This is a genomic window from Luteimonas sp. A611 (assembly GCF_054072715.1).
On sequence record NZ_JBSVRP010000001.1, the window covers coordinates 1,714,775 to 1,738,910 of the forward strand.

At 68.4% G+C, this 24,136-nt stretch carries 22 protein-coding genes; 11 read left to right on the forward strand and 11 right to left on the reverse strand.

Features of this window, described 5'->3' with window-relative positions:
• The first annotated feature begins 66 nt into the window (after positions 1 to 66).
• Positions 67 to 2,748 (forward strand): glycoside hydrolase family 3 C-terminal domain-containing protein, encoded by a 2,682-nt coding sequence (locus tag ACW5EG_RS07610; RefSeq protein WP_457021195.1) that lies wholly within the window; start codon positions 67 to 69, stop codon positions 2,746 to 2,748.
• A gap of 54 nt (positions 2,749 to 2,802) precedes the next feature.
• On the opposite strand, the gene ACW5EG_RS07615 is transcribed toward ACW5EG_RS07610, so the two are convergent.
• Positions 2,803 to 3,525 carry an rRNA pseudouridine synthase gene (locus ACW5EG_RS07615; protein WP_457021196.1) on the reverse strand — a complete coding sequence of 241 codons (723 nt, stop codon included), beginning with the start codon at positions 3,523 to 3,525 and terminating at the stop codon, positions 2,803 to 2,805.
• A gap of 121 nt (positions 3,526 to 3,646) precedes the next feature.
• Here ACW5EG_RS07615 and ACW5EG_RS07620 point away from each other — a divergent pair, with 121 nt between their 5' ends.
• On the forward strand, positions 3,647 to 4,504 hold the full coding sequence (locus ACW5EG_RS07620; RefSeq protein ID WP_457018193.1) for a PA4780 family RIO1-like protein kinase: 858 nt from the start codon (positions 3,647 to 3,649) through the stop codon (positions 4,502 to 4,504).
• 282 nt (positions 4,505 to 4,786) lie between these two features.
• Here ACW5EG_RS07620 and ACW5EG_RS07625 read toward each other — a convergent pair whose 3' ends face one another.
• The 7 genes from ACW5EG_RS07625 to ACW5EG_RS07655 all read right to left on the reverse strand — a co-directional run bounded on the left by ACW5EG_RS07625 (position 4,787) and on the right by ACW5EG_RS07655 (position 12,881).
• The gene (locus tag ACW5EG_RS07625; RefSeq protein WP_457018194.1) at positions 4,787 to 5,755 is read right to left on the reverse strand and encodes an alpha/beta hydrolase; all 969 of its coding nucleotides are present in this window, start codon (positions 5,753 to 5,755) and stop codon (positions 4,787 to 4,789) included.
• Between the two features lie 379 nt (positions 5,756 to 6,134).
• Entirely contained in the window at positions 6,135 to 7,196 is a 1,062-nt protein-coding gene (locus ACW5EG_RS07630; protein ID WP_457021197.1) for an ATP-grasp domain-containing protein, read from the reverse strand.
• Positions 7,193 to 8,410: a tyrosine/phenylalanine carboxypeptidase domain-containing protein gene (locus ACW5EG_RS07635; RefSeq protein WP_457018196.1), complete on the reverse strand. Its 1,218-nt coding sequence runs from the start codon at positions 8,408 to 8,410 to the stop codon at positions 7,193 to 7,195. Before ACW5EG_RS07635 ends, ACW5EG_RS07630 begins: the two co-directional genes overlap by 4 nt.
• The gene (locus ACW5EG_RS07640; RefSeq protein WP_457018197.1) at positions 8,410 to 9,267 is read right to left on the reverse strand and encodes an N-formylglutamate amidohydrolase; all 858 of its coding nucleotides are present in this window, start codon (positions 9,265 to 9,267) and stop codon (positions 8,410 to 8,412) included. Before ACW5EG_RS07640 ends, ACW5EG_RS07635 begins: the two co-directional genes overlap by 1 nt.
• A 146-nt stretch (positions 9,268 to 9,413) precedes the next feature.
• Complete coding sequence (locus ACW5EG_RS07645; RefSeq protein ID WP_457018198.1) at positions 9,414 to 11,120, reverse strand: SulP family inorganic anion transporter; 1,707 nt, start codon at positions 11,118 to 11,120, stop codon at positions 9,414 to 9,416.
• 3 nt (positions 11,121 to 11,123) lie between these two features.
• Positions 11,124 to 11,381: a helix-turn-helix domain-containing protein gene (locus ACW5EG_RS07650; RefSeq protein WP_457018199.1), complete on the reverse strand. Its 258-nt coding sequence runs from the start codon at positions 11,379 to 11,381 to the stop codon at positions 11,124 to 11,126.
• A gap of 141 nt (positions 11,382 to 11,522) precedes the next feature.
• A complete protein-coding gene (locus ACW5EG_RS07655; protein WP_457018200.1) occupies positions 11,523 to 12,881 on the reverse strand; it encodes a M14 family zinc carboxypeptidase in 1,359 nt (452 codons plus the stop codon).
• Positions 12,882 to 13,104: 223 nt separating this feature from the next.
• Between ACW5EG_RS07655 and ACW5EG_RS07660 the strand changes: the two genes are divergently transcribed.
• Positions 13,105 to 13,389 (forward strand): hypothetical protein, encoded by a 285-nt coding sequence (locus ACW5EG_RS07660; RefSeq protein ID WP_457021198.1) that lies wholly within the window; start codon positions 13,105 to 13,107, stop codon positions 13,387 to 13,389.
• A gap of 52 nt (positions 13,390 to 13,441) precedes the next feature.
• Complete coding sequence (locus tag ACW5EG_RS07665; RefSeq protein ID WP_457018202.1) at positions 13,442 to 14,698, forward strand: CynX/NimT family MFS transporter; 1,257 nt, start codon at positions 13,442 to 13,444, stop codon at positions 14,696 to 14,698.
• Between the two features lie 340 nt (positions 14,699 to 15,038).
• Here ACW5EG_RS07665 and ACW5EG_RS07670 read toward each other — a convergent pair whose 3' ends face one another.
• The gene (locus ACW5EG_RS07670) at positions 15,039 to 15,170 is read right to left on the reverse strand and encodes a hypothetical protein (protein WP_457018203.1); all 132 of its coding nucleotides are present in this window, start codon (positions 15,168 to 15,170) and stop codon (positions 15,039 to 15,041) included.
• Positions 15,171 to 15,318: 148 nt separating this feature from the next.
• On the opposite strand from ACW5EG_RS07670, the gene gntA reads away from it, so the two are divergent.
• From gntA to ACW5EG_RS07700, 6 genes are all read left to right on the forward strand, one after another.
• A complete protein-coding gene (gene gntA / locus ACW5EG_RS07675) occupies positions 15,319 to 16,062 on the forward strand; it encodes a guanitoxin biosynthesis heme-dependent pre-guanitoxin N-hydroxylase GntA (protein ID WP_457018204.1) in 744 nt (247 codons plus the stop codon).
• Positions 16,059 to 16,706: a DUF1989 domain-containing protein gene (locus ACW5EG_RS07680; RefSeq protein WP_457018205.1), complete on the forward strand. Its 648-nt coding sequence runs from the start codon at positions 16,059 to 16,061 to the stop codon at positions 16,704 to 16,706. Before gntA ends, ACW5EG_RS07680 begins: the two co-directional genes overlap by 4 nt.
• 132 nt (positions 16,707 to 16,838) lie before the next feature.
• Complete coding sequence (locus tag ACW5EG_RS07685) at positions 16,839 to 17,804, forward strand: glutathione S-transferase family protein (protein ID WP_457018206.1); 966 nt, start codon at positions 16,839 to 16,841, stop codon at positions 17,802 to 17,804.
• Between the two features lie 91 nt (positions 17,805 to 17,895).
• Entirely contained in the window at positions 17,896 to 19,356 is a 1,461-nt protein-coding gene (locus ACW5EG_RS07690) for a catalase (RefSeq protein WP_457018207.1), read from the forward strand.
• Positions 19,357 to 19,672: 316 nt separating this feature from the next.
• Positions 19,673 to 20,419, forward strand: coding sequence for an outer membrane beta-barrel protein (locus tag ACW5EG_RS07695; protein WP_457018208.1), 747 nt, complete (start codon positions 19,673 to 19,675; stop codon positions 20,417 to 20,419).
• 317 nt (positions 20,420 to 20,736) lie between these two features.
• A complete protein-coding gene (locus ACW5EG_RS07700) occupies positions 20,737 to 21,681 on the forward strand; it encodes a S66 peptidase family protein (protein WP_457018209.1) in 945 nt (314 codons plus the stop codon).
• A 45-nt stretch (positions 21,682 to 21,726) separates the two neighbouring features.
• Here ACW5EG_RS07700 and ACW5EG_RS07705 read toward each other — a convergent pair whose 3' ends face one another.
• Together ACW5EG_RS07705 and ACW5EG_RS07710 are read right to left on the reverse strand one after the other, a co-directional pair.
• Complete coding sequence (locus ACW5EG_RS07705; RefSeq protein ID WP_457018210.1) at positions 21,727 to 23,124, reverse strand: PQQ-dependent sugar dehydrogenase; 1,398 nt, start codon at positions 23,122 to 23,124, stop codon at positions 21,727 to 21,729.
• Positions 23,121 to 23,549 carry a DUF2231 domain-containing protein gene (locus tag ACW5EG_RS07710; protein WP_457018211.1) on the reverse strand — a complete coding sequence of 143 codons (429 nt, stop codon included), beginning with the start codon at positions 23,547 to 23,549 and terminating at the stop codon, positions 23,121 to 23,123. The genes ACW5EG_RS07705 and ACW5EG_RS07710 overlap by 4 nt, the downstream gene beginning before the upstream one ends.
• A gap of 345 nt (positions 23,550 to 23,894) precedes the next feature.
• Between ACW5EG_RS07710 and ACW5EG_RS07715 the strand changes: the two genes are divergently transcribed.
• Positions 23,895 to 24,110: a hypothetical protein gene (locus ACW5EG_RS07715; RefSeq protein ID WP_457018212.1), complete on the forward strand. Its 216-nt coding sequence runs from the start codon at positions 23,895 to 23,897 to the stop codon at positions 24,108 to 24,110.
• Positions 24,111 to 24,136: the final 26 nt, after the last annotated feature.

The window sequence follows — 24,136 nt, forward strand, 5'->3', positions numbered from 1 at the left end:
AGGCTGGCTGCGCATGCCGCCGGGACTCCGTGTCCACCCTACGGCGGGCCCACCGAGGAGAGCAGGATGCATCCGTTGCACCGGATACGTTGCGCCGTGGCGCTGTTGGCGATGATCACGATGGCGCCGCTGGCCGCGCAGCAGGGCGGGGGGCGTGGCACGCAGGCGGGCGGGGCGGAGGCGCTGGCTACGCAACTGGTCGCACGCATGACCACCGACGAGAAGCTGGCGCAGCTGCTCAACACCGCGCCGGCCATCGATCGGCTGGACGTGCCGTCCTACAACTGGTGGACCGAGTCGCTGCACGGGGCGATGGGCTCGCTGCCCACGACCAACTTCCCCGAACCGATCGGGCTGGCGGCGAGCTTCGACGACGCACTCGTGCAGCGCGTGGCCGCGGTGATCAGCACCGAGGTGCGAGGCCTGCATGCACTGGCGCGGCAGACCGGGCGCACCGGGCGCATCGGCACGGGCCTCAACACCTGGTCGCCCAACATCAACATTTTCCGCGATCCGCGCTGGGGCCGCGGCCAGGAAACCTACGGCGAGGATCCGTTCCTCGCCGCGCGCATGGGCGTGGCCTACGTGCGCGGCATGCAGGGCGCGCACCCGGACTGGATCGACGTCGTCGCCACGCCCAAGCACTACGCGGTGCACAGCGGCCCGGAGTCCACGCGGCACGAGGCGAACGTGTTCGTGTCCAGGCGTGACCTGGAGGACACCTACCTGCCTGCCTTCCGCGCCGCGATCGTCGAGGGTGGCGCCGCGTCGGTGATGTGTGCCTACAACCGCATCGACGGCCAGCCCGCCTGCGCCAGCGACATGCTGCTCAAGGACTACCTGCGTGATGCCTGGTCGTTCAAGGGCTATGTGGTGTCGGATTGCGATGCCGTGACCGACATCCGCAAGCACCATCATTTCGCCCCGGACCCCGCGAGCGCGGTGGCGGCGGCGATGCGCGCGGGCGTGGACAACGAATGCAGCGGCGCCACGCTCACCGATACCGATGGCCTGGCCGAGCCCTACCGCGAGGCGCTGGCACGCGGGCTGCTGTCGATGGCCGACATCGACCGCGCCCTGGTGCGGCTGTTTGCGGCCCGCTACCGCACCGGCGACCTGCCGGGCCTGCGTCCTCTGTCCATCGACAGCGCATCGCCCGCCGATGTGGGCACGCCGGCGCATGGCGCAGTCGCGCTGGAAGCGGCGGAAAAGAGCCTTGTGCTGCTCAAGAACGACGGCGTGCTGCCGCTGCGCGCGGACACGCGTGTCGCGGTGATCGGACCGCTGGGCGACGCGACCCGCGTGCTGCGCGGCAACTATTCATCGCCGCAGTCGGCGCCGCCGGTGTCCGTGCTCGAAGGGTTGCGCCGCGCCATGCCTGATGCGCAGGTGCGCCACGTCCCGTTCGGCGAGACCTTCACCGACGGCGATCCGGTGCCCACCAGCGCGCTGCGCACGCCCGACGGCGCACCCGGCCTGCTCGCCCGCTATTACAACGCGGCCGCAGTTCCGCCGGCGCGTTTCGGGCCGGGCGAACTTGATGCCTGGGTGCAGCGCACCGGGTTCGAGGCCGAGCCGGTCGTGACCCGCGTCGAGGCCGACGTCAACTCGCGCAGCCTCGACCTGGCGCAGGTGCGCGACGTGCACCGCGTGCAGTGGAGCGGCTACCTCGTTCCGCCGGAAACCGGCCTCTACCGGCTCGGCATCGGCGGTTTCAACGGCGAGATGCAGTTCGACGGCAAGCCGTTCGTCGACCTGCGCGGCGCGTCCTGGAACAGCCTGCCGACCATGAAGACCGTGCGCCTGGAGGGCGGCCGGCGCTATCCGGTGACCGTGACCACCGAGGCGCGGATCCTGACCGGCATCGGCATGGTCTGGAAACGCGTGTCCGACACGCCGGAAGCCGACATGCGCGCGGCCGCCGCCGACAGCGACGTGCTGGTGGCGGTGGTCGGGCTGACCTCGGACCTGGAGGCCGAGGAAGCGCCGATCGAGGTGCCAGGCTTCAAGGGCGGCGACAAGACCTCGCTGGACCTGCTGGCCGACCAGCAGGCGCTGCTGGTGGCCGCGCGCGCCACCGGCAAGCCGCTGGTGGTGGTGCTGATGAACGGCAGCCAGGTCAACCTGGCCTGGGCGAAGGAGCACGCCGACGCCATCGTCGAAGCCTGGTATCCGGGCCAGTCCGGCGGCCTGGCCGTGGCCAACGTGCTGGCTGGCCACGTCAATCCGGCCGGTCGCCTGCCGCTGACCTTCTACCGCTCGGTCGACGAGCTGCCCCCGTTCGGCGACTACGACATGCGCGGCCGCACCTACCGCTACTTCGAAGGCACCCCGGTGTATCCCTTCGGGCACGGCCTGAGCTACACCCGCTTCGACTACGCGCCGCTGCAGCTGGTACCCGCGGCCGGCGGTGCCTCGGAAGGGCTACGCGTGAGCGCGCAGCTGCGCAACGCGGGCGAACGCGCCGGCGACGAGGTCGCCCAGCTGTATCTGGAGTTCCCCGAGCTCGAAGGTGTGCCCCGGATCGCGCTGCGCGGATTCCAGCGGGTGACGCTGGCCCCGGGCGAAACCCGCACGCTGGAATTCGAGCTGGACTCGCGCGACCTGAGCGCGGTCGACGTGGAAGGCGACCGCCAGGTGATGCCAGGACGCTATCGCATCTGGGTGGGATCGGGGCAGCCGGGCGCGGATATCGCGGGCCAGCGCGTGGAATTCACGATCGATCGCGGGCGGCAGGTGGCGCGCTGAGGCGAACAGGGCAGGGACGCCCGCGCCCGCACTTCGATCGGCTGGACGGCCGGCTCAGAACTTCTCGCCCACCGGCAGGTAGCGCCAGCTGCCGGCGGGCATCTTGGCCAGCGGGATCCTGCCGATGCGGATCCGGCGGATGGACACCACTTTCAGGCCCACCTGCGCGCACATGTCGCGCAGTTGCCCGTCGCGCACCGCCTTGATCGCGAAACGCAGGCGGATCTCGTTCTGCCAGCTGACCTTGCACGGCGGCAGCGGCCGGCCCTCGTAGACCAGGCCGTGGTTGAGCCGGCTCAGGCCCCACGGGCCCAACGTGCCGTCGACCTCCACGATGAATTCCTGCTCGATGGTGTCCACGTCCTCGACCAGCCGCCGCCGCACGCGGCCGTCCTGGCTCAGCACGACCAGCCCGCTGGCCTCGCGCTCCAGCGGCATCAGCGGCACCAGCCGCTGGAAATGCTGCTGGAGCGGGCGCACGCCGCTGGCATCCTCGCTCCATCGCCTGGCGGGCGTGACCAGGGCCGCGGCCGGGTTGGCGCCCGTGATCGCGTCGAAACCGGGTGGCTTGTGCAGCAGCAGGGTGGCGGGCTCGCTGGCCTGCAGCTGCGCGGCGTCGTCGATCTCGACCGCTTCCTCCGTGACCATGCGATTGGGCTCTTCCACCACCTGGCCGTCGACCTTCACCCAGCCGCCCTGGACGTACTGTTCGGCGTCGGCGCGTGAACACCGCGCCAGTTCGGCCACGCGCCTGGCCAGTCGAACCGGGTCGGACATGAATGATGTGCCACGGGATCAGGGACGCGCAGTGTATCGTTCGCGCACTCTGGCGCGCCGGACGGCGCCGGTTCCGGTGTCGAACCGGGCGCGCCGTCGACCCGTTTCCTCAAGAGGTGCCATGAAAACTCCCGCAGGCCTGCAGGCGCTGATCGAAGACGGCGTGATCGATGCCGTGATGCGTCCGCTCAAGAGCGGCAAGGAGGCGGCCGTGTACGTGGTGCGCGCGGGCGAAGAGATCCGCTGCGCCAAGGTGTACAAGGACATGGCCCAGCGCAGCTTCCAGCAGCGCGTGCAGTACCAGGAAGGGCGCAAGGTGCGCGGCAGCCGCGAGGCGCGCGCGATCGGCAAGGCCAGCAAGTACGGGCGCAAGCAGCAGGAAGCGGCCTGGAAGAACACCGAGGTCGAGGCGCTGTACCAGCTGCGCGACGCCGGCGTGCGCGTGCCCGAGCCCCATGGCTATTTCCACGGCGTGCTGGTGATGGAGCTGGTGGTGGATGCGAACGGGCATTCGGCGCCGCGGCTGGGCGAGGTGGAGCTGTCGCCGGACGAGGCGCGCGGCTTCCACCGGTTCCTGGTGCGGCAGGTGGTGAAGATGCTGTGCGTCGGCCTGGTGCACGGCGACCTGTCGCCCTACAACGTGCTGGTCGCCGCCGACGGGCCGGTGCTCATCGACTTCCCGCAGGTGGTCAGCGCCGCCGGCAACAACGCCGCGCGCACCATGCTGCTGCGTGATGTGAACAACATCACCGCCTGCCTCGGCGGCTGGGCGCCCGAGCTGCTGGAGACCTGGTACGGCGAGGAAATGTGGGCGCTGTTCGAAGCCGGCGAACTGCGGCCGGACAGCGAGCTGACCGGCGAGTTCGAACACGATGAGTCCGCCCCCGATATCGACGGCGTGCGACATGCCATCAACGATGCGCGCGAAGAGGCGCTGATCCGCCAGCAGGGGCGCGAGGCGGCGGAGGAATCGGACTAGGGATGGACTGGGCCCTGTCGATCGGCATTTCCGCGAAAGCACATTGCCGTCCGGGCCATCGCGCGGCCATCCGATAGCTGTTTGTCATTTCGACCGAAGGGAGAAATCTGCCTTGTCTGCCGGACTGCAGATTTCTCCCTTTGGTCGAAATGACAGTTCCAGTTCTCACGCTCTCCGAGAGATCCCGCTTCCCGTCCTGACGGGGACGACAGGCGTGCAGGCCTTGCGGCGGAGGAACGACTGCAACCGGGCCGACTGGACCAGCCCGGTTGCTTCAAGACCTCAGGAGCCCTTGCCTTCCAGCATGCCGTGCATCTTCAGCCAGCTGACCCAGGCCTCGAACCAGCCGGTGCTGGTGGTGTCCTTCGGGTACATGCCGAAGCCGTGGCCGCCGCGCTCGTAGTAGTGGAACTCCACCGGGCGCCCGGCCTTCTGCCAGCTCTCGATCAGGCCGAAGCCGGTGTTCGAGAACAGGCCGTCGTCGGCAGCCAGCGCGACGAACAGCGGCGGCGCATCGGCCGGCACTTCCAGCGGCGCGATCGGACCATAGATGTTGCCGATGAAGGCCGGCTTGGCGTCTTCGCCCGACAGCGCGGTCACCATCGTCAGCATGGCGCCGGCCGAGAAGCCGATCATGCCGATGCGGTCCGGATCCACGTTCCACTCTTCGGCGCGGCTGCGCACCAGGGCGAAGGCCGCGCGCGAATCTTCCAGCTGCGGCGCGAGCATGGTTGCCGACTCGGATGAACCCGGATCGCGCGGCGGACGCGGACCGGCCAGCATGTCGCGGATCGACTTGGCGAAACCGTCAAGGTCAGCCGGCGTCTGGTTGAGGCGGTACTTGAGCACGAAGGCGGCGACGCCACGATCGGCGAGCGCGCGCGCCACGTCCCAGCCTTCGTTCTCCATCGACAGCGAGCGGAAGCCGCCGCCCGGTGCCACGATCACCGCGGCGCCGGTCGCCTTCGCCGGATCGGGCAGGAACGGCGTCAGCGTGGCATCGGTGACATTGCGCGCGAACACGCTGCCGTACTGGCGATGCCAGGCTTCCTTCTGCTTCGCATCGGGCAAGGGGCCTGTGTCGAGCGCGATCGCGTTCGGCTGGTCCGGAGTGTCGATGATCGTCATCTTGTCGTCCTGTGCGGACGCAAGCGGCACCACGGCCCAAAGCAGGGCGAGCGTGGCGCCCAGGGCGATGCGGTGGCGCGACCGCGGGTTCGCGGTTCGGAGCGGGCTGGTATTCGTTGTCATGGTGTCCTCCCTAGGCTGCGCATGCAGCGCCCGGGCGAGCATAGGCCACGGCGACGTTGGCGCGGCGCTGCGATCACAAACTGGCGTGGAGCGATCACTGAAGCGGAATAAGTCTCGCTTCTGGACGTTTCCCTGGGCAGGCGGGATCTACGCCGGGCCCGGCGCAAGCTGCATGCGTGCGGCGATGCCCCGGGAGACGTCAGGAACGTGAACGGTTGGGGCGCCGACTGCCGGGCTTTGCAAGGCGCGAATCACATCGATGTCACCCGACTTGCTGCAAGCGCAAACCAGGCATGCCGGGCATGCATGGATCGACTTGGCGCGCGCTGCCGCTACCATCCGCACCGCGCACCATGCGCGTGGGACACGCGGTGCCCGCTTACAGCATCGCCAGTTCCACGTTGGACAGGTTGCCGCGATACTGGTTGCGCAGCCGCACCTTGCGCGCCAGGTCCTCGATGATGTGGCCACTGAAGTCCACGCCGGTCAGCTCTTCGGCCATGTTGATGCCACCGGGCGTGTCGACGTTCACCTCCATCAGCTTGTCGCCGACGATGTCGAGCCCGGCCAGGTACATGCCGTCGCGGATCAATTTGGGCGCAACCAGTTCGGCCAGGCGCAGCGCGTCCGCATCGGGCTCGGCCAGTTCGATCTTGCCGCCGGCGCTGATGTTGCTGCGCGCGTCGCCGCTGTCGTTGTAGCGGCGGAAGCAGGCGTAGCGCCCGTCCACCTGCAACGGCCGGCCGTTGAGCGTCAGCAGGCGCAGGTCGCCGTCGGCCGCCTTGGGCAGGTACTCCTGCGCGATCGCGTAGCCGTCGCGTGTCACCGCATCGATCATCTGGTTGACGTTGGCGCCGCCGTCGTCGTTCACCACGAACACGCCCTGGCCGCCGGATCCCTGCAGGGGCTTGATCACGCCGCGTCCGCCCTGCGCGGCGATGAAGGCCTTGATCTCGTCGGCATCGCGGCTGATGCAGGTGACCGGCCGCACGTCCTCGGGGAAATGCTGGAAGTAGGTCTTGTTGGAGGCGTCGGTCAGATGGGTCGGGTCGTTGAGTACGATCACGCCGCGGCGCACCACCAGCTGGGCGAACAGCAGCGCGCTGTTGGGCGCCCATGGGCGGTCGACCAGCTCCTCGGCCGGGTCGCTGCGCAGCATCAGCACGTCCAGTTCCTCGACGCTGACGCGCTCGACGGCGGCATCTTCGTCCTGGATCTCCGCAAGCAGCGCCGCATCGTCGGCATAGGCGTCGCCGCGCGGCACGTGGGCCTTGGCGTACACGTGCCCGTCCTGGTCGTAGATGAAGCCTTCCAGCCCGATCAACGCAACGGAATGGCCCATGCCGAGCGCCCTGCGCGCCAATCGGATGGTGGTGTAGTTGTCCTGTTCGGTGGCCACGTCGTTGACGACGAAGCCCAGGCGCAGGGGTCGCTCGCTCATGCAGGTTGTTCCTCGAGGGGAAGGGGTGCGGGGTGGGAATGGTGGAGCTGCCCGACGTCGACGGTCCGGCAGCGTTCGAGCACTTGGGCAAAGCCGTCGGCGCTGGCGTAGCGCGGCAGCAGGCGCGGCGGCGCCACCCAACCGTCGTCGATCAGCGCGGCCAGGATCCCGCGGTGGGCCAGTGCGAACTTGCCGCTGAACAGCGCAGCGAAGTCGCCGCCCTCGCGCAGGTCGGCGAGGAGCTCGCGCAGGCCGCGCAGATAGACCGCGTCCTTGGTCAGTCCGCCGCCGCGCAGTGCGCGCACGGCCACGTCGAAGGCATCATCGGTGGCGAAGCCGTGGCAATCGTGCAGGCAGGCGAAGATCTCCGGGATGCCCTGCCGGTGGATCGCCATGTCGGCGGCGAGCACGCGTGCGGCGAGGATGCGCAGCCGTTCGCCCGGCAGGTAGCCGGCCAGGTATTCGGCCAGCACGCCCAGCCCCTCCTGCAGCGGATCGTACTGGGCCAGGCCGACTGCCAGCTGGCGCAGCGGCTGGCGCGCGCCGTTGTAGTGGGTGATCACGTGGGTGCCGATTTCATGCTGCAGCAAGGGCTGCAGGCGCGCTGCCGGCAGGCGCAGGTCCGCGTCCAGGTACAGCCGGCCGTGCGAAACCATCATCAGCGAGCCGACGTCGGCGTTGATGGTCACGTCCAGCACGAAATCCGGCGCCTGTTCGCGATACCACGCGACTTCGGCCTCGACTGCGGTCACGACCGCGTCGACACCGATGTCCGCCTCAAGCGGCTCACCGGGTTCGACATCGGCAAGGATGCGGCGCGCCAGCTGCAGCAGGTCCGCCTCGACGCCACCAAACAGCTCGATACTCGCGCCGATGAAGCCTTCGGTGCCGCGCAGGCGGACCAGTTCGATGGTGCGCGCGAGATCTCGCTGCTTTTCGCCCAGAACCTCAGCCAGCAGCGGCGATTCGATGTGGTCGACCGGCAGCGCAAGCAGCCGCTGGCGCATGGCGTCGAGGTCGAGCAGCGGCTCGGCATAGCGCAGGCCGGAGACGCGGGTGCGACCGCTGGCGTCGAACTCATCCCACAGCGCGTCGGTACCGAGCGGGTTGAGCGCCAGCAGCCAGTCCAGTTCGGCATCCATTGCCAGCAGCGCGGCATCGACGTCGGCCGCGATCGGGGGCAGGGCCCGCAGCGGCGGTGCAAACGCGTCCACTAGGCGCGTTTCCGGAAGGCGGGCCGCACGGCGTCAACGGCTTTGCGCAGGCCACGTTCGAGTGCGTGCAGCGCCGCGATGTCCGCGTGCCCGGTCCACTCGTCCATGAAGATCTTCTTGTACTCGGGCGAGATCGTGCACACCCGGGATCCCCAGCGGGCATACACCCATTCGGGGAAGTGCCCGCCGGTGGGGAAGCGCACGTTGGCGCGCACGTCCGGCGTGCGCCCCGCGACCGGGACGCTGCGCAAGGCCTGGGCAAAGCGTTCCGTCGCTTCACCCCAGCGGTCGGGATCGGCGGTGGTCAGGCCCAGCTCGATGTCGGGGTTGTCCGCCCGTGGGGCGCAGGCCGCGGCGGCGCCGTCGCGCCGATGGTTGTAGCTGTGCAGGTCGATCAGCAGCACGGCCTGCCAGCGCTCGAGCATGTGCTCGATGAGCTCGGCGAACATGCCGTAGAAGCGGTCCCAGCGATCGAGCGAGCGCGTGATCTCGTTTGCGGGCAGCGGCGACTTCCACGCTTGCAGTCCCCAGCAGTGCTCCGGCTGCGCATAGACGGCCAGCTCGCGCGGACGATTGAGGTCGACCTCGAAACGCGACACGGGCACGCGGATGCGCACGTCGCCGGCGCTGGTCAGCAGACCCGTCAGCGGGTCCTCCTCGCGCCAGCGTTCTTCGTCGGAAAGCGCAAGCAGCGAGTGCAGCGACGGGCGAATCGCATGCCCGTCGTGGATCGCGGTGGCCACGATGGGGCCATCGGCAAGGCGGATGTCCCAGTCGCCTGCCTGCGCCGTCTGTACCAGTTGTGGGCGCGTTTCGAACCAACCCCGCGCCGGTGCATTGCCCTCGGGTGCCATCATGGGTGCCGATGCTGTCAGGCACACAATGATCGATTCGTGATGGGGCGGCATTCTGCGCCACGGCGGGAAAACGTACGCCGCGTTACGTCGTCGTCCAGGCTCGACGCCACCGCGTCGCAAGCCGCAAGGCAGTGCCGCGGCCGGTATCAGTCCACGCGCAGCCCGATGATCGACTTCGCCATCTTCACCGCACGCTCGAAATTCGAGGCCAGGTGCAGCGCGACCGGGCCATTGTGCAGCCCCATCTTCGCGATCACGCGGTTGGGCTGTTCCTGCAGGCCCGAGACGATCAGCGCAATGCCTTGGCGATGGCAGCGTTCGGCCAGCTTCTTGAGCGCATGCACGCCGCTGGAATCGATCACCGGTACCAGCCGCATGCGCAGGATCAGCACCTTCGGCGGCTCGAAGAACTGGTCGAGCAGGTTGTCCAGGCGGTTGGCCGCGCCAAAGAACAGCGGGCCGCCGATCTGGTAGGCCTCGACACCCGCGGGAAGTTTCGCCCGCTGGTCGAGATCGACCTCACGACCTGGATCGGCATGCAGGTCGTCGTCGATCATGCTGATGCCCGAGCTGACCTCCACCGCCTCGGCCATGCGGAACATGAAAACGAAGGCGGCCAGCACGACGCCCGCCTGGATCGCGATGGTGAGGTCGAACATCACCGTCAGCACGAAGGTCAGCAGCAGCACCAGCCGGTCGCCCCAGGGCGCGGACATGGTGTTGCGGAAGTTCTCCGCCTCGCTCATGTTCCAGGCCACCACCAGCAGCACCGCCGCCAGCGCGGCCAGCGGCACGTAGCGCATCAGCGGCGCGAGCAGCAGCACGAACAGCAGCAGGAAACCCGCGTGCAGGATGCCGGCCATGGGCGTGCGGCCGCCGGCACGGATGTTGGTGGCGGTGCGCGCGATCGCGCCGGTGGCGGGCAGGCCGCCGAACAGGGCCGACCCCACGTTGGCAATGCCCTGTGCCACCAGTTCGCCGTTGGAACGATGGCGCCCGCCGGTCATTCCGTCGGCCACCACCGCCGACAGCAGCGATTCGACGCCGGCCAGGAAGGCAATGGTGAACGCGCTCGGGAGCAGTTCGAAGAAGCGATCGAAGGGAATGTGCGGAAGTTCGAATTGCGGCAGGGACGTGGGCAGGTCGCCAAAGCGCGAGCCGATGGTTTCGGCGGGCAGCCCCAGCCCCGTCGCCACGAAGGTGCATGCGCACAGCGCGATCAGGAAGCCAGGCCACTTCGGCCGCCGGCGCCGCAGGCCGAAGATCAGCGCCAGTCCCAGTACCGTGAGCGCCACGGCCGCCGGCTGGGTACTGGCCAGGTGCGTGCCGTACGCACTCCAGCGCTCCAGGAATCCCACGGGCACTTCGCCCATCTGCAGGCCGAGCGCGTCCTTGACCTGGCTGGAGAAGATGCTGACCGCGATGCCGGCGGTGAAACCGGTGATCACGGGTTGCGGCATGTACTTCATCAGCGTGCCCAGCCGCAGCAGGCCGGCGGCGATCAGCATCAGCCCGGCCATCAGCGTGCACAGGATCAGTCCGCCGTAGCCGAAGGTCTGGATGACCACAAACACGACCGGGATGAACGCGGCGGTCGGCCCGCCGATCTGTACCCGCGAGCCGCCGAAGAACGAGATCAGGAAGCCGGCGATGATCGCCGTATGCAGGCCTTTTTCGGGAGTTGTCCCCGACGCGATGGCCAAGGCCATTGCCAGCGGCAGCGCGACCACGGCAACGGTCAGGCCGGCCAGCGCATCGGCCTTGAGTGTCTGCAGCCCATAGCCCTCGCGCAGCACGCTGAGCAGCTTGGGCTCGAACATGCGCAGGTACCGGCTGCGATCCTCGGGTGTCATGGCTCAGCCCTCCCGTGGTGCTTTCAACCGGATACCGCGTCCTTGCCCGACGCTGGCCTGGCCATCGCCGATCATCTCAATGCCAGAAGCCTCGAGCGCATCCACCACCTTCATCAGCGTGCCCACCACGCCGCGCACCGTGCCATCGCTCGCTTCCATGCGCTGGATGGTCGGCAGCGATACGCCGGCCAGTTCGGCCAGCCGGCGCTGGTCGATGCCAAGCAAGGCGCGCGCGGCGCGCAGTTGTGGGGCGGTGATCACGGGGTCTCCTGCATGGTTCGATTCTAAGGTCCAGCACCGCATAATTGATATGAAAACATTGAAAGATGATGTTTCATGCATCAATCATCGGAAATCCCGGGTCGATCCGAAGCCTTGCGTCCGCGCCGGGGCTTCGTCGCGTCAGGGCGCCGGGCTGGAGGGATCGACGTCCCCGGCCAGCGTCCAGACGGGCTCACTGCCGGCCGCGTCCCGGCTCAGCAGGAAGTAGGCCGGCGCCCCCGGCGAGAAGCCGGTCGGCCCCGCATCCGCCGAGGCCGGCGAGAATGGCAGGATGTAGAGCCCGCTGGCGTCGATCGTGCGGCGGGCGCGGGTGTCGCGCAGATCACCGATGTCCTCGATGCGGCCGCCGCGCTCGAGCAGGGGTTCGCTGAAGTCCACCAGCACGTCCACCTGCGCCGGCGACTGTCCGGGCAGGACCAGGGTGCCACCCCGGACCAGCAGGTCCGGCCAGGGCTTGCCGTTGCGCGGGAGTTCGTCATAGCGCGCGTGCGGAAGGCCGGCGTGCGAGCCGGTGGCGATCGCCTCCAGCCCGGCGACCAGGGCCAGGAAGTTGAGTTTGCGCAGCTGCTGCTTGTGCAGGTCCCCCTCGATGCCGCCCGATTCGATTAGCACGGTGGAAACGCCGGCCTTCGCGGTCAGGTCACCGAAGGCGCGCGGGTTGAAAGTGTCGTCCCACTTGGCGATGTGTCCGCCGACATGGGGCTCGAGCACCGCCCTGATGGCCACCGCAACCTCGATGGCCCGGCCGCGGCTGGCGTCGACGTCGCGCGCCTCGTTGAACGCCGGCGCGAGCAGGGCGATGGCGGTGCCGCGGTCGGAACTGCCGGCGCGGTAGCCCACCTGCTGGTCATGCAGGTTGAAACCGAACGCGGGTTTGACGCGTTCGCGCAACGCGTGCAGCACGCGCGCTTCGGGCGAGGCGAGGGCGCGTGCGTCGCGGTTGATGTCGATGCCCTGCGCATTGCGGCGCTGGAAGCGCGCCGCGCCATCGGGATTGACGATGGGCAGCACGTGCAGGGTCGTGCCCTGGCGCAGGCGCTGCACCAGCGGATGGGCGGGATGTTCGCCCAGGAATCGGAACAGGTCCGCCAGCGCCATAGACGCGGTGCTCTCATCGCCATGCATCTGCGACCACAGCAGCACGCGTGTGTCGCCGTCGCCCCAGGACACGTGCTGCAGCGGTCGGCCCTCGGCGCTGCGGCCCACTTCCTCGATCCGGAAGCCGCGGGCGCCGTCGATCAGTGGGTGCGCGATCTGCCACCACTGCTCCGGCTTGAATCGGCGGTCTTCCAGGCCCGCGACGCGGACCTGCCTGTCGTACAGCCTGTCCAGTTCGTCGAGCCACGCAGGCGGCGGTGGCAGAGGCGCGTCCCGGGACGCGGTACGCGCGTCGGCTTCGCCGGCCTGCGCGCTGCCGTGCCAGGTCGGCACCAACGTGGCCAGTGCCGAGAGCAGCAGCAAGGCGGTGATGTGACGCATGCGGTTCGAACTCCGTGGCACAGCGGTGGCGCAGTATTGCAGGCGCGGGTTTCGCGGTGCGCTGGATCGCGCGCGGGGCATTGACGGGGAATGCACGCCGTCATGTCATCTTGCCGCCCTCGATGGCGATCCTGGAGTTGCGATGCCCAGTCCTGCATGCGTTCGAGTTTCGGTCGCGTTGTGCCTTGCCCTGTGCGTTGCCGGCTGCGCGACGGCGCCGGCCGTGGCACCTTCGACGGCCGGGGCCTCCGTGATCGAAGGCACGGTCGCCTCGATCGATACACAGCCGTGGACCTATGACGGCAATGCGGTGATCCGGGTCGACACCGCCGACCGTGGCAGCGTGGCGGTGGAGCTGCCGGCGCGCTGGAACCTGTGCAAGGCCGCCCCGGTCGACGTGGAGGCCCTGGCCGTCGGCATGCGTGTACGCGCCATGGGCGCGGCAGGCGGGGAGGGTGGACTGGTGGTGTGCGAGGACGCAGCGCATCGACTGGTGCCGGTGGAATAAGGCTCCGGCGCAACACTGCAGCGCGCGCAGCACCCTGCCTTTCCGCTGCGCGATGGACGAAAATGCCGCGATGACTTCCCCCCGTCTCCCCTGGGCCGGCCGCCTGCTGGCCCTGCTGTGCATCCTGTTGTCCGCGTTCAACCTGCGGACGGCGGTGACCTCGCTCACGCCGCTGCTGGACAGCCTGGGCCAGACCTTTGGCTTCGGCGCGACCATGACCGGCGTGTTCGGCATGGTGCCGACCGCAGCGTTCGCCGTGTTCGGCGTGCTGACGCCGCGGTTGGCGCACCGGATCGGACTGGAGCGCACCGCGCTGCTGTCGATGCTGCTGGCGGCCGCCGGCCTGCTGGTGCGTTCCTTCGCCGGGGGGACCGGCGGGTTGCTGGGCGGCTCGATCGTGGCCCTGGCCGGCATGGGCATCGGCAACGTCGTGCTGCCGCCGCTGGTCAAGCGTTACTTCCCCGACCGGGTCGGCACGGTCAGCACGCTGTACATCACCGTCCTGCAGCTGGGCACGATGTTGCCGGCGCTGGCGGCGGTGCCGTTGGCGCAGGCCGCTGGCTGGCGCGTGTCGCTGGGCATCTGGTCGCTGCTGGCGGTGGCGGCGGTGCTGTCGTGGCTGGCGGTGCTGTGGCAGGAGCGGCGCCACCAGGGCGTGCTTGCGGCGATCCACGACCGTGCGGTCGCGACCGGCGACGAGGCGCCCGAGCTCGCCCCGGCCCCGGCCCGCGGCAAGGTCTGGCGCTCGCCGCTGGCCTGGGGCATGAGCTTCATGTTCGGCATGACCTCGCTGATCACCTACACGATGTTCACCTGGCTGCCCAAGCTGCTGGCCGAATCCGGCGCCAGCGAAGCCTTCGGCGGGACCATGACCGCGCTGTTCGCCGCGCTCGGGCTGCTGGGCGCGCTGCTGGTGCCGGGATGGGCGACACGGGTGCGCAACCCGTTCCCGCTGGTGGCCGCCTGCGTGCTGGCGTACCTGGCCGCGTTCGCCGGCCTGTGGCTGGCGCCGATGCAGTGGCCGGTGCTGTGGGTGGTCCTGCTGGGACTGGGGCCGACGACCTTCCCGCTGGCCCTGACCCTGATCAACCTGCGCACGCGCACGGCGGGTGGTTCGGCCGCGCTGTCGGGCTTCACCCAGGGCGTGGGCTATACGATGAGCTGCACCGGGCCGCTGTTGTTCGGGGTGCTGCACGAGGCGACGGGCGGCTGGACGTGGTCGTTCGCCTTCCTCGTCCTGTGCGTGGGGCTGATGCTGGCCGGCGCCTGGCAGGCCTGCCGGCCGCGGATGCTGGAAGACCACTGGTAGCCGGCTGCCCCCGGGAGAGGGCGCGGCCCCTCACGTGAGCCCAATGGATGCCGGCATGCACCGACATGACGGCGGTGCGTCGCGGCGTCAAGCGCCGTGCCGTCGAACCAGAGGCAGATCGTGTTCGGGTTGCCCACGTTCCTGCTCCGCTGTCGTGATGCAGGAGTTGTCCTCCTGTTCCTGTCGACGAACGGGAGTCCGGGAAATCGACCGCGGCATGCGCGGACTACGCGGAGGCAGGGACCGCACCCATTCGCGGCATTCGTCGCATTGGCAGGCGGATCCGGCCGGGCCGCGGGTGACCAGCGGCCTGGATGAGCCAGAGGCTCGCCGGCAAGGCCTAGTCCTGCGGGGGTGCGGTGCCCGCCTTGGCATCGCGCTCGGCGCGCTTCTTTGCGTCCTTCTCGTCCTGCTTCTTCTTCTTGGCCAGTTCGCGCTGGCGCTTTTCAAATGAATAGTTGGGCTTGGCCACGGGTACTCCACGTATGAACGAATGCCCAGTGTCGCATTTTGCGCGGGCGCGGTCGCGTGCGCCCCACACGCGGCCTTGGCATGCCTGTCGATAGGGTGCACGAAACCCGATCACGGGATCTCCGCCTGCAGCCAGGAATTCGCGCCAGATGAGAGCGTTTGCCACCACCCGCAACTACCCCGACACGCAGCCGCGCCCGCCACAGCCGCGTTCAGCTGCCAGCAATGGACTGACCGCGCGTTTCCGCGATTTTCTTGGCGAGGCGTCGTTTCCCTGCGTGGGCGCGAAGGCTGCGCTGGCGCGTGAATCGATCGAGGTGCTCGAGTTGGCCGCGCTGGGCGACCGGCACAACGATGCCCGGCTGCTGAGCCAGATCGAATCCTTCATACCGGTCCTGGACGAAGGCGTCGACGGCGATGCGACGATCCTGCGGTCGTTAGTCGCGCTGTTCGACGGCCCCCGCGACACCGACGAGCGACGGTTCGAGGCCCTGCTGTGGTCGCAGCTGCAGCGCCTGCACGATCTGGATGCACGCGCCGGCAATCCCTGGGCAGCGGATGTCAGCCGGAATCCCGACGACCCGGCCTTCAGCCTGAGCCTGGGCGGCCATCCGTTCTTCGTGATCGGGCTGCATCCGGGCGCGTCGCGGACCGCGCGGCGCTTCGAAGTCCCGGCGCTGGTGTTCAATTCGCACCGGCAGTTCGAGCGGCTGCGCGCCGATGGACGCTACGCGAAGATGCAGAAGGCCACGCGCACACGCGACGTCGCGCTGCAGGGCTCGATCAACCCCAACCTGGCCGATTTCGGCGTCGCCAGCGAAACCCGTCAATACAGCGGTCGCGCGGTGGAGCCGGAGTGGGGTTGCCCGCTGCGGATCCGGAAGACCCGATGAGCGGGCAGGGAACGCAGCCGACGGCGCCCGCGGATGGCGGGTTCGAGCGCATCGCGCCATGCTCGGGCGTCGCCGTCGAACTGGACACCGGCGATGAGCTGATCGTGGTGGATCCACTGGGCCAGCAGGTGAGTGACCTCACCGCGTTCGCCCGCGACGATCTGGACGAATACCTGTCTTCCGGCCGCTCGATCGACTACGCCTCCAGGCTCTGGCTGACCACCGGCGATGTGCTGTACTCCAACCGCAGCCGCCCGATGTTCACCATCGTCGAGGACAGCTGCGGCCGCCACGACTTCACCCTGACGCCGTGTTCGAAACGGATGTTCGAACTGCTCTACGACGAGAAGGAAGGGCGTCCGGGCTGTGAGGGCAATCTGGCCGCGGCGCTGGCGCCTTACGGCATCGGCGTGGACCGCATCCCGGTCGCCTTCAATATCTTCATGCACGTCACCGTCGATGCCGACACCGGCGCCATCGCCGTGCGTCCGCCGCTGAGCAGGCCGGGAGACCTGGTGCGGCTGCGCGCGCAAATGCCGTTGGTGGTGGCGATGACCGCGTGTTCGGCGGGACAGTCGAACAACTTCAGCTACAAACCCATCGACTACCGGATCGAGCGCGCCCGCGATACGGGTCCAGGCTGAGGCTGAGCTTCATGCGGCCCCGCCGTGGGGAGGCAGAACGCCGCCACCCGGGAACGCAGTGACCCGTGAACGATACGCCCCGCCCATCGTCGCGCCGGTATCCTGTGGGCAGGCATACACGGCGGAGGATGCATGGGACTTCTGATCGACGGCCAGTGGCATGACAAGTGGTACGAAACCAGCGACGGCGCGTTCAAGCGCGAGCAGGCCAGCTTCCGCGATTGGCTGACCGCCGATGGCGGTCCCGGCCCGGACGGGCAGCGCGGTCATCGCGCCGAGGCCGGACGCTTCCGCCTCTACGTCAGCTACGCCTGTCCCTGGGCAAACCGGGCCTTGATCCTGCGCGCGCTCAAAGGATTGGAGGACCTGGTGCCGGTGTCGGTCGTGCACTGGCGCATGCTCGAACACGGCTGGACCTTCGAGGAGGGGCCGGGCGTCACCCCCGATCCGGTGATGGGCGCCGACTACGTGCACCAGCTGTACGTGCGCGCCAGGCCGGGCATGAGCGGACGTGTCACCGTACCGATGCTGTGGGACCAGGCCACCGACACCATCGTCAGCAACGAGTCGTCCGAGATCATCCGCATGTTCAACGACGCCTACGGCCAGCTCGGGGCGAAGCCCGGCGACTACTATCCGCAGGCGTTGCGCGCGGAGATCGACGCGGTCAACGCGCGGGTGTACCCGGAGGTCAACAACGGCGTCTACAAGGCCGGATTCGCGACCACCCAGAGTGCCTACGAGGACGCGGTGCGGCCACTGTTCGCGGCGCTCGACTGGCTGGAAACCCGGCTGGCAGGGCAGCAGTGGCTGGTCGGCGAGTGCATGACCGAGGCGGATATCCGGTTGTTCACCACGCTGGTGCGCTTCGACGCGGTTTACCACGGTCACTTCAAATGCAACCTGCGGCGGATCGCGGACTATCCGGCGTTGAGCGCCTTCCTGGGCAGGATGATGGCCATTCCGGAGATCGCTGACACCGTGCATCTGGACCATATCAAGCGTCACTATTACGAGAGCCACCTCACCATCAACCCCACCGGCGTGGTGCCCCTCGGGCCGCTGCAACCTTTACCGGCTCGCGGTACAGAACCTTAACGTATCCCGGCGCAGCATCCACACAATCTTCACAAGCATAGAGGGCAACGCCATGGCAGATCAGGACGACAAGCACGCAACCGGATCGACAATGAGTACCGGTGCCCCCGCACCCAGCGACCGCAACTCGCTCACCATCGGCCCGGACGGCCCGATCGTGCTGCACGACGTGCATTTCCTGGAGCAGATGGCGCACTTCAACCGCGAGAAGGTGCCCGAGCGCCAGCCGCACGCCAAGGGCGCCGGCGCCTTCGGCGTGTTCGAGACAAGCGCGGACGTGTCGAAGTACACGAAGGCCGCGCTGTTCCAGCCCGGGGCGAAGACCGACATGCTGATCCGGTTTTCGACCGTGGCCGGCGAGATGGGCAGCCCGGACACCTGGCGCGACGTGCGCGGGTTTTCGATGAAGTTCTACACCAGCGAAGGCAACTACGACCTGGTCGGCAACAACACCCCGATCTTCTTCGTGCGCGACCCGATGAAGTTCCCGCACTTCATCCGCAGCCAGAAGCGGCTGCCCGATTCGGGCCTGCGCGACAACCACATGCAGTGGGATTTTTGGACCAACAATCCCGAATCCGCGCACCAGGTGACCTATCTGATGGGCCCGCGCGGCCTGCCGCGCACCTGGCGCCACATGAACGGCTACGGTTCGCACACCTACATGTGGATCAACGCCGCCGGCGAGCGTTTCTGGGTCAAATACCACTTCCATACGCAGCAGGGCATGGACTTCTTCAGCAACGCCGAGGCCAAGGACATGGCCGGCAGCGATGCCGATTTCCATCGCCGCGACCTGTTCGACGCCATTGCCCGCGGCGAGCATCCCAAGTGGGTGCTGTCGGTGCAGGTGATGCCCTACGAGGATGCGAAGACCTACCGTTTCAATCCCTTCGACCTGACCAAGGTCTGGCCGCACGCCGACTACCCGCTGATCGAAGTCGGCACGATGACGCTCGACCGCAACCCGGAGAACTTCTTCGCCCAGATCGAACAGGCCGCGTTCTCGCCGGGCAATACCGTGCCGGGCATCGGGCTGTCGCCGGACAAGATGCTGCTGGGCCGCGCCTTCGCCTACAACGATGCCCAGCGCAACCGCATCGGCACCAACTTCCACCAGCTGCCGGTCAACCAGCCCAAGGTGCCGGTAAACACCTACATGTTCGACGGCCAGATGGCCTACCACCACAGCGGCGCCGCACCCGTGTACGCCACCAACAGCGGCGGCCGTTCCTGGGCCGACGACACCGGCGCGATGGAGGATGGCTGGGAGGTGGACGGCCCGATGGTGCGCAGCGCCTACACCCTGCGGCCAGACGACGACGATTTCATCCAGCCCGGTACCCTGGTGCGCGAGGTGTTCAACGACGCCGAGCGGCAGGCGCTGGTCGACACCGTCGCCGGCGCGCTGCTCGGTGGCGTGCGCAGCCCGGTGCTGGAACGCGCTTTCTGGTACTGGACGTCGGTCGATCCGGACGTGGGCCGGCGCATCGAGGAAAAAGTGCGCAGCGGCAGCGCGCCGGAGCCGGCCGCTGGAATGAGCGAAGCCTGAGCACAAGGGATGGCTGGCGGCGACAACGCCGCCAGCGGAATCCCCCCGCCGACGGGTCGGCGCATGACCGTGAGGCGGCTTCGGGAGCGGAGTCGCCGCATATGTCATCGGTTCCCGGCCCGACCGGGCTTGTGTGTGCTTGACACTCAGGGACGCGCTCCCCACGCTGTGCGCCGACACGGACGTGGGGTGGGGCGAAGCCCCGGCGCACCGATGGGCATTACCGCCTGGTTTCGGACGGCATCTGCCTGACGATCACCGTGTCGCGCAAGCGGTCGCGCCACGCGCGTCGGCCAAGTCCAATCAGGGGAAAAACATGAGTACGAACAGACTGGCGGCCGCGATGGCCGCCGTCATGGTGGCTGCCGTCCTGGCATCCGCGGGCGCGCATGCGCAGAACAAACCGGTCCAGGCCTGGGCGCCGCCACAGGGCCAAGACCCGGACCCGGCCAAGCGCCTGCCGACGGCTACACAGTCCCACGATGGTGGGCATGCAACGCAGCAGTCGGTACAGCCGCAGGTCGGCGAATACCCGCAGGCACAGCCCTACGCGGGCGAACAGCAGGTCAGGTCGCACTACGAGGAAGGCCGCGGTGGCTTCTTCGTGGGCGTGCAGGGCGGCAGGGGCTGGATCTACGAAGACGTGGACCAGTCCGCACGCGCGGTCAGCGCAGGCTATCGATGGCAGGCCGGTCCCGTGGCGCTGGTGGGCATCGAGGTGGCGCGCGGGCAGTTGAGCGACACCACGGACGACGGCTGGCGCATCTCCCAAATCGACTACGCCAGCATCGGGGTGAACGCCCGTTTCAATTTTGGCGCGACCAATCCGGTCTACGGCCTCGTGCGGGCCGGCTACATGGCGGCCGAGGACGAGTTCGACAACAGCGTCGATGGCGGCTACTTCGGCGTCGGCCTGGGCGTCGACTTCAACCGCCACTTCAACATGAGCCTGGTGTACACGAATTACGTCTATTTCAACGACTATTACTGGGAAGACGGCGACTTCTTCTACGACGCAAACCGCGCCGACATGCTGATGCTGGGCGTAGAAGCGCGCTTCTGATCCAACGCGCCAAGCTTGCGAGCCGCCCTTCCGGCACACCGGAAGGGCGGGTAGGGGGCAGTCGCCCGATTTCTGTGGGGCGCGCGGTCCAACCGGCTGGGTCCGATTACGGAACCGACGCCTTTCCCATGCGGCACAAGGATGTCGGCTCGCCGATTGTTGACCGGGCAGGTGACGGCTACCCTGTGTCGGACTTCCGAACCACAGGCGGCGGCATGCACAGGCGACAGTTTCTTGGCAACGCGGCGCTCGCAGGTCTGATGGCGTCGCTGCCGGGCGTTGGTGCTGCAGCTGCAGCCGCATCCGGTCCCGCGCGAGTGCTTCCGCCACCGCTCAACAAGGGCGACACGGTGGCACTGGTGAGCCCGTCGTCGGCGACAGATGACCGGCTCAACCTGCAGCTGTCGCAGGAGGTGATGGAAGCGCTGGGCTTCCGCGTCAGGACCGGCGCGCATTACGGCGCACGGCGCGGACACCTCGCTGGTACGGACGAAGCGCGCGCCGCTGATCTCAACGCGGCGTTCGCCGACGACGAGGTCAATGCCGTCATCTGCGTGCGCGGCGGGTCGGGCGCGGCGCGCGTGCTGCCGCTGCTCGACTACGACATGATCCGGGCCCATCCCAAGGTACTGCTGGGGTATTCGGACATCACCGCGCTGCACAACGCGATCCTTGCCCGCAGCGGACTGGTCACCTTCCACGGCCCCAATGGCACCGGCAGCTGGAACCGCTTCAATGCCGACCAGTTCGAGCGCCTGTTCTTCCAGCGCGAGCTGATGCAGTACCGCAACCTGGTCGAGGCCGGCGACGAGCTGGTGCCGCGGCGCAACCGCACGCTCACCATTGCGGGCGGCAAGGCCAGCGGTGAGCTGGTGGGCGGCAATCTCACGGTGCTGACCGCGCTTGCCGGTTCGCCTTACCTGCCTGACTTCACCGGCAGGATCCTGTTCCTCGAGGACGTGTCGGAAGCGCCGTACCGCATCGACCGCATGCTCAGCACGCTCAAGCTGATGGGCGCGCTCGACCGCATCGCCGGACTCGTGTTCGGTGAATGCACGGACTGCGATCCCGGCGACGGCTACGGCTCACTGACGCTGGACGAAATCCTGGACGACCACATCAGGCCGCTCGGAATTCCCGCCTATCGTGGCGCGATGATCGGGCACATCCGGCAGCAGTTCATCGTCCCGGTCGGCGGCAGGGTGGAGATGGACGCCGATGCCGGGACCTTCCGCCTGCTCGAACCCGTGTTCCAGGCCTGAGCGCTGCGCTGGTCGCGCGCCGTCACGTCGAGACCCGCGCCGCCATCATTCCTCCGGCGGCGTCTCTGCCTCTGCCTGCGCTTCCATCCCCGGTCCGGGCGTCAATTCGCCCGCAGCTCCAGGCACCGGCACCGATTGCACCGCACCATCTCGGCTCACGCGCCAGATCGTGTTTGACAGGTCATCGGCGACGATCAGCGCGCCACGCGGATCCACCGTAACGCCGACCGGGCGGCCACGTGCCTGTTGCGCGTCCTGGTCGAGGAAGCCGGTCAGGAAGTCCACCGGATCCCCGGCGGGCCGTCCATCGCGGAACGGCACGAACACCACCTTGTAGCCCACCGGATCGGCGCGGTTCCAGCTGCCATGCATGCCGACGAATGCGCCATCGGCGAATTCCGGCCCCATCACCGGCTCGGAGAAATCGAGTCCCAGCGCCGCCACATGCGAACCCAGCGCATAGTCCGGCGTGATCGCGGATGCGACCTTCTCCGGATCCTGCGGCCTGACGCGATCGTCGACGTTGCTGCCCCAATAGCTGTAGGGCCAGCCATAGAAGCCGCCGTCGCGCACCGAGGTGAGGTAGTCGGGCACCAGGTCCGGGCCGATCTCGTCGCGCTCGTTGACCACGGCCCAGAGCTGGCCACTGCCGGGCTGGACCGCCAGGGCGGTCGGATTGCGCAGGCCGGTGGCATAGGTGCGGTGCATGCCGGTGGCGACGTCGATCTGCCACACCACCGCCCGGTTGGCTTCGGCGTTCATGCCCCGCTCGGTGATGTTGCTGTTGGAACCGATGCCGACGTAGAGGAAGCGGCCGTCGTCGCTCGCGGCCATCGCCTTGGTCCAGTGATGGTTGATCTTTGAAGGCAGTTCGGCGAGCGTCTCGGGCGGGCCGGATGCGCGCGTCTGGCCGGGCTGGTAGTCGAACCTCACCACCGCGTCCTGGTTGGCGACGAACAGGTCATCGCCGACCAGCGCCAGGCCGTAGGGTGCGTCGAGGCCTTCGGCAAAGACGGTCTTGAGTTCATAGGTGCCGTCGCCATCGGCGTCGCGCAACAGCGTCACGCGGTTGCCGCCCGGCACGGACGTGTTGCCGCGGGACTTGATCATCCCGGCAATCACGTCCTTGGGCTTGAGCGGCTTGGCATAGCCGCCCCGGCCTTCGGCCACGAGGATGTCGCCATTGGGCAACACCAGGGTCTGGCGCGGAATCCCCAGATCGGTGGCAATGGCGCGGACCGTGAAGCCCGCAGGCGCGACCGGCTGCAGCCCACCCCATTCGACGGGGGTCGAAATGGTCATGTTGGGCAGCACGCCGCGGTGTGGCTGCGGCAGGTCGGGTTCGGAGCCGTACTGGCGCTCCGCTGGCTGCGGTGCCGCGTTGCAGGCAACCAGGATGGCCGCGGCCAGGGCGATGGCGGGCAATCGCAGGAACATGGTCATGGCTGTCCTCCAGTACGCGGTGCCCAGAAGCCGAGCCCAACCGCGATCGCGACCAGCACGGTGCCGATCACCGAAAGCACCAGGCCGGCAGGCATGCTGGCCCAGGCATCACGCGCGTGCATCAGGGCATTGAAGAACTGCACGATCCAGGCCGCCGCCAGCACCAGCAGGTAGGCGACCCGGCGGCGGGTTCGCGATCCCTTGCGGGCCAGGCCCACCACGGCGCATGCGATTGCGATGCCCGCCAGGACCAGCCCCCCCGCGATCAGCCAGGATGCGAAGTTGTTCCACTGGATCTCGTAATGCCGCGCATACGCGATGTCGCTCAGCAGCGCGCCGACGAACAGCGGCAGCGCGCCGGCGAGGACGACCGCATGCAGCGGATGGAGGGTATCGGGATACCGGTGCTCGACGATGACGGCCACGCGGGAACTCCTTAGCTGTTGACGACGCGGACAGGCGGATCGCTTTCGTGCAGGGGCTGGCTACCGCCTTTTGCGGGGCCGGGCAGGCGGTGGTGCCGCGCCGGTCGCACGGGTGCGAACCGGGGCCGGGATGGCTGTAGCGCCAGCTAGGCTAGCGGCCGCGGTGTGCACGCGGGGTGGAAGCTTGTTTCCCGGCGGCACGTCCGCTGCGTCTGCGCGCTGTGCTAATGTCGCCCCGGTAAAGACAGCAGGGGCAGTGCGCCCGTGTCGCGGGAGACCCGGCGCAACGCCGGGCCTGGCGATACCCGGCGTAACGATGGACGTGGGGCGACCGGGGGACTTGAAATGTCGAAATTGCTTGGATTGATGAGAAGGCTCGGCAGCGATGCCGCGCTTGCCGAGGAATATGCACGGGATCCTGATTCGGTGCTGCAGCGCGCAGGCCTGACCGATGAAGAGCGCAAGGCGATGGCCGAACGCGACTACGCGGCGGTCAAGCGGCTCACCGGGCTGGCGGATGGCAAGTTCGCGACCAACCACACCATCAAGCTCTACGAGTAATCGCGCCGGCGTCCCGGTGCAGCCGC

Coding starts and splice junctions, on each gene's coding strand:
- ACW5EG_RS07690 (WP_457018207.1), top strand. CDS start 17,896: ATGAGTACCGGTGCCCCCGCACCCAGCGACCGCAACTCGCTCACCATC.
- ACW5EG_RS07645 (WP_457018198.1), bottom strand. CDS start 11,120: ATGACACCCGAGGATCGCAGCCGGTACCTGCGCATGTTCGAGCCCAAG.
- ACW5EG_RS07625 (WP_457018194.1), bottom strand. CDS start 5,755: ATGACAACGAATACCAGCCCGCTCCGAACCGCGAACCCGCGGTCGCGC.
- ACW5EG_RS07610 (WP_457021195.1), top strand. CDS start 67: ATGCATCCGTTGCACCGGATACGTTGCGCCGTGGCGCTGTTGGCGATG.
- ACW5EG_RS07630 (WP_457021197.1), bottom strand. CDS start 7,196: ATGAGCGAGCGACCCCTGCGCCTGGGCTTCGTCGTCAACGACGTGGCC.
- ACW5EG_RS07655 (WP_457018200.1), bottom strand. CDS start 12,881: ATGCGTCACATCACCGCCTTGCTGCTGCTCTCGGCACTGGCCACGTTG.
- gntA (WP_457018204.1), top strand. CDS start 15,319: ATGAGAGCGTTTGCCACCACCCGCAACTACCCCGACACGCAGCCGCGC.
- ACW5EG_RS07695 (WP_457018208.1), top strand. CDS start 19,673: ATGAGTACGAACAGACTGGCGGCCGCGATGGCCGCCGTCATGGTGGCT.
- ACW5EG_RS07640 (WP_457018197.1), bottom strand. CDS start 9,267: ATGATGGCACCCGAGGGCAATGCACCGGCGCGGGGTTGGTTCGAAACG.
- ACW5EG_RS07665 (WP_457018202.1), top strand. CDS start 13,442: ATGGACGAAAATGCCGCGATGACTTCCCCCCGTCTCCCCTGGGCCGGC.
- ACW5EG_RS07615 (WP_457021196.1), bottom strand. CDS start 3,525: ATGTCCGACCCGGTTCGACTGGCCAGGCGCGTGGCCGAACTGGCGCGG.
- ACW5EG_RS07715 (WP_457018212.1), top strand. CDS start 23,895: ATGTCGAAATTGCTTGGATTGATGAGAAGGCTCGGCAGCGATGCCGCG.
- ACW5EG_RS07680 (WP_457018205.1), top strand. CDS start 16,059: ATGAGCGGGCAGGGAACGCAGCCGACGGCGCCCGCGGATGGCGGGTTC.
- ACW5EG_RS07685 (WP_457018206.1), top strand. CDS start 16,839: ATGGGACTTCTGATCGACGGCCAGTGGCATGACAAGTGGTACGAAACC.
- ACW5EG_RS07705 (WP_457018210.1), bottom strand. CDS start 23,124: ATGACCATGTTCCTGCGATTGCCCGCCATCGCCCTGGCCGCGGCCATC.
- ACW5EG_RS07620 (WP_457018193.1), top strand. CDS start 3,647: ATGAAAACTCCCGCAGGCCTGCAGGCGCTGATCGAAGACGGCGTGATC.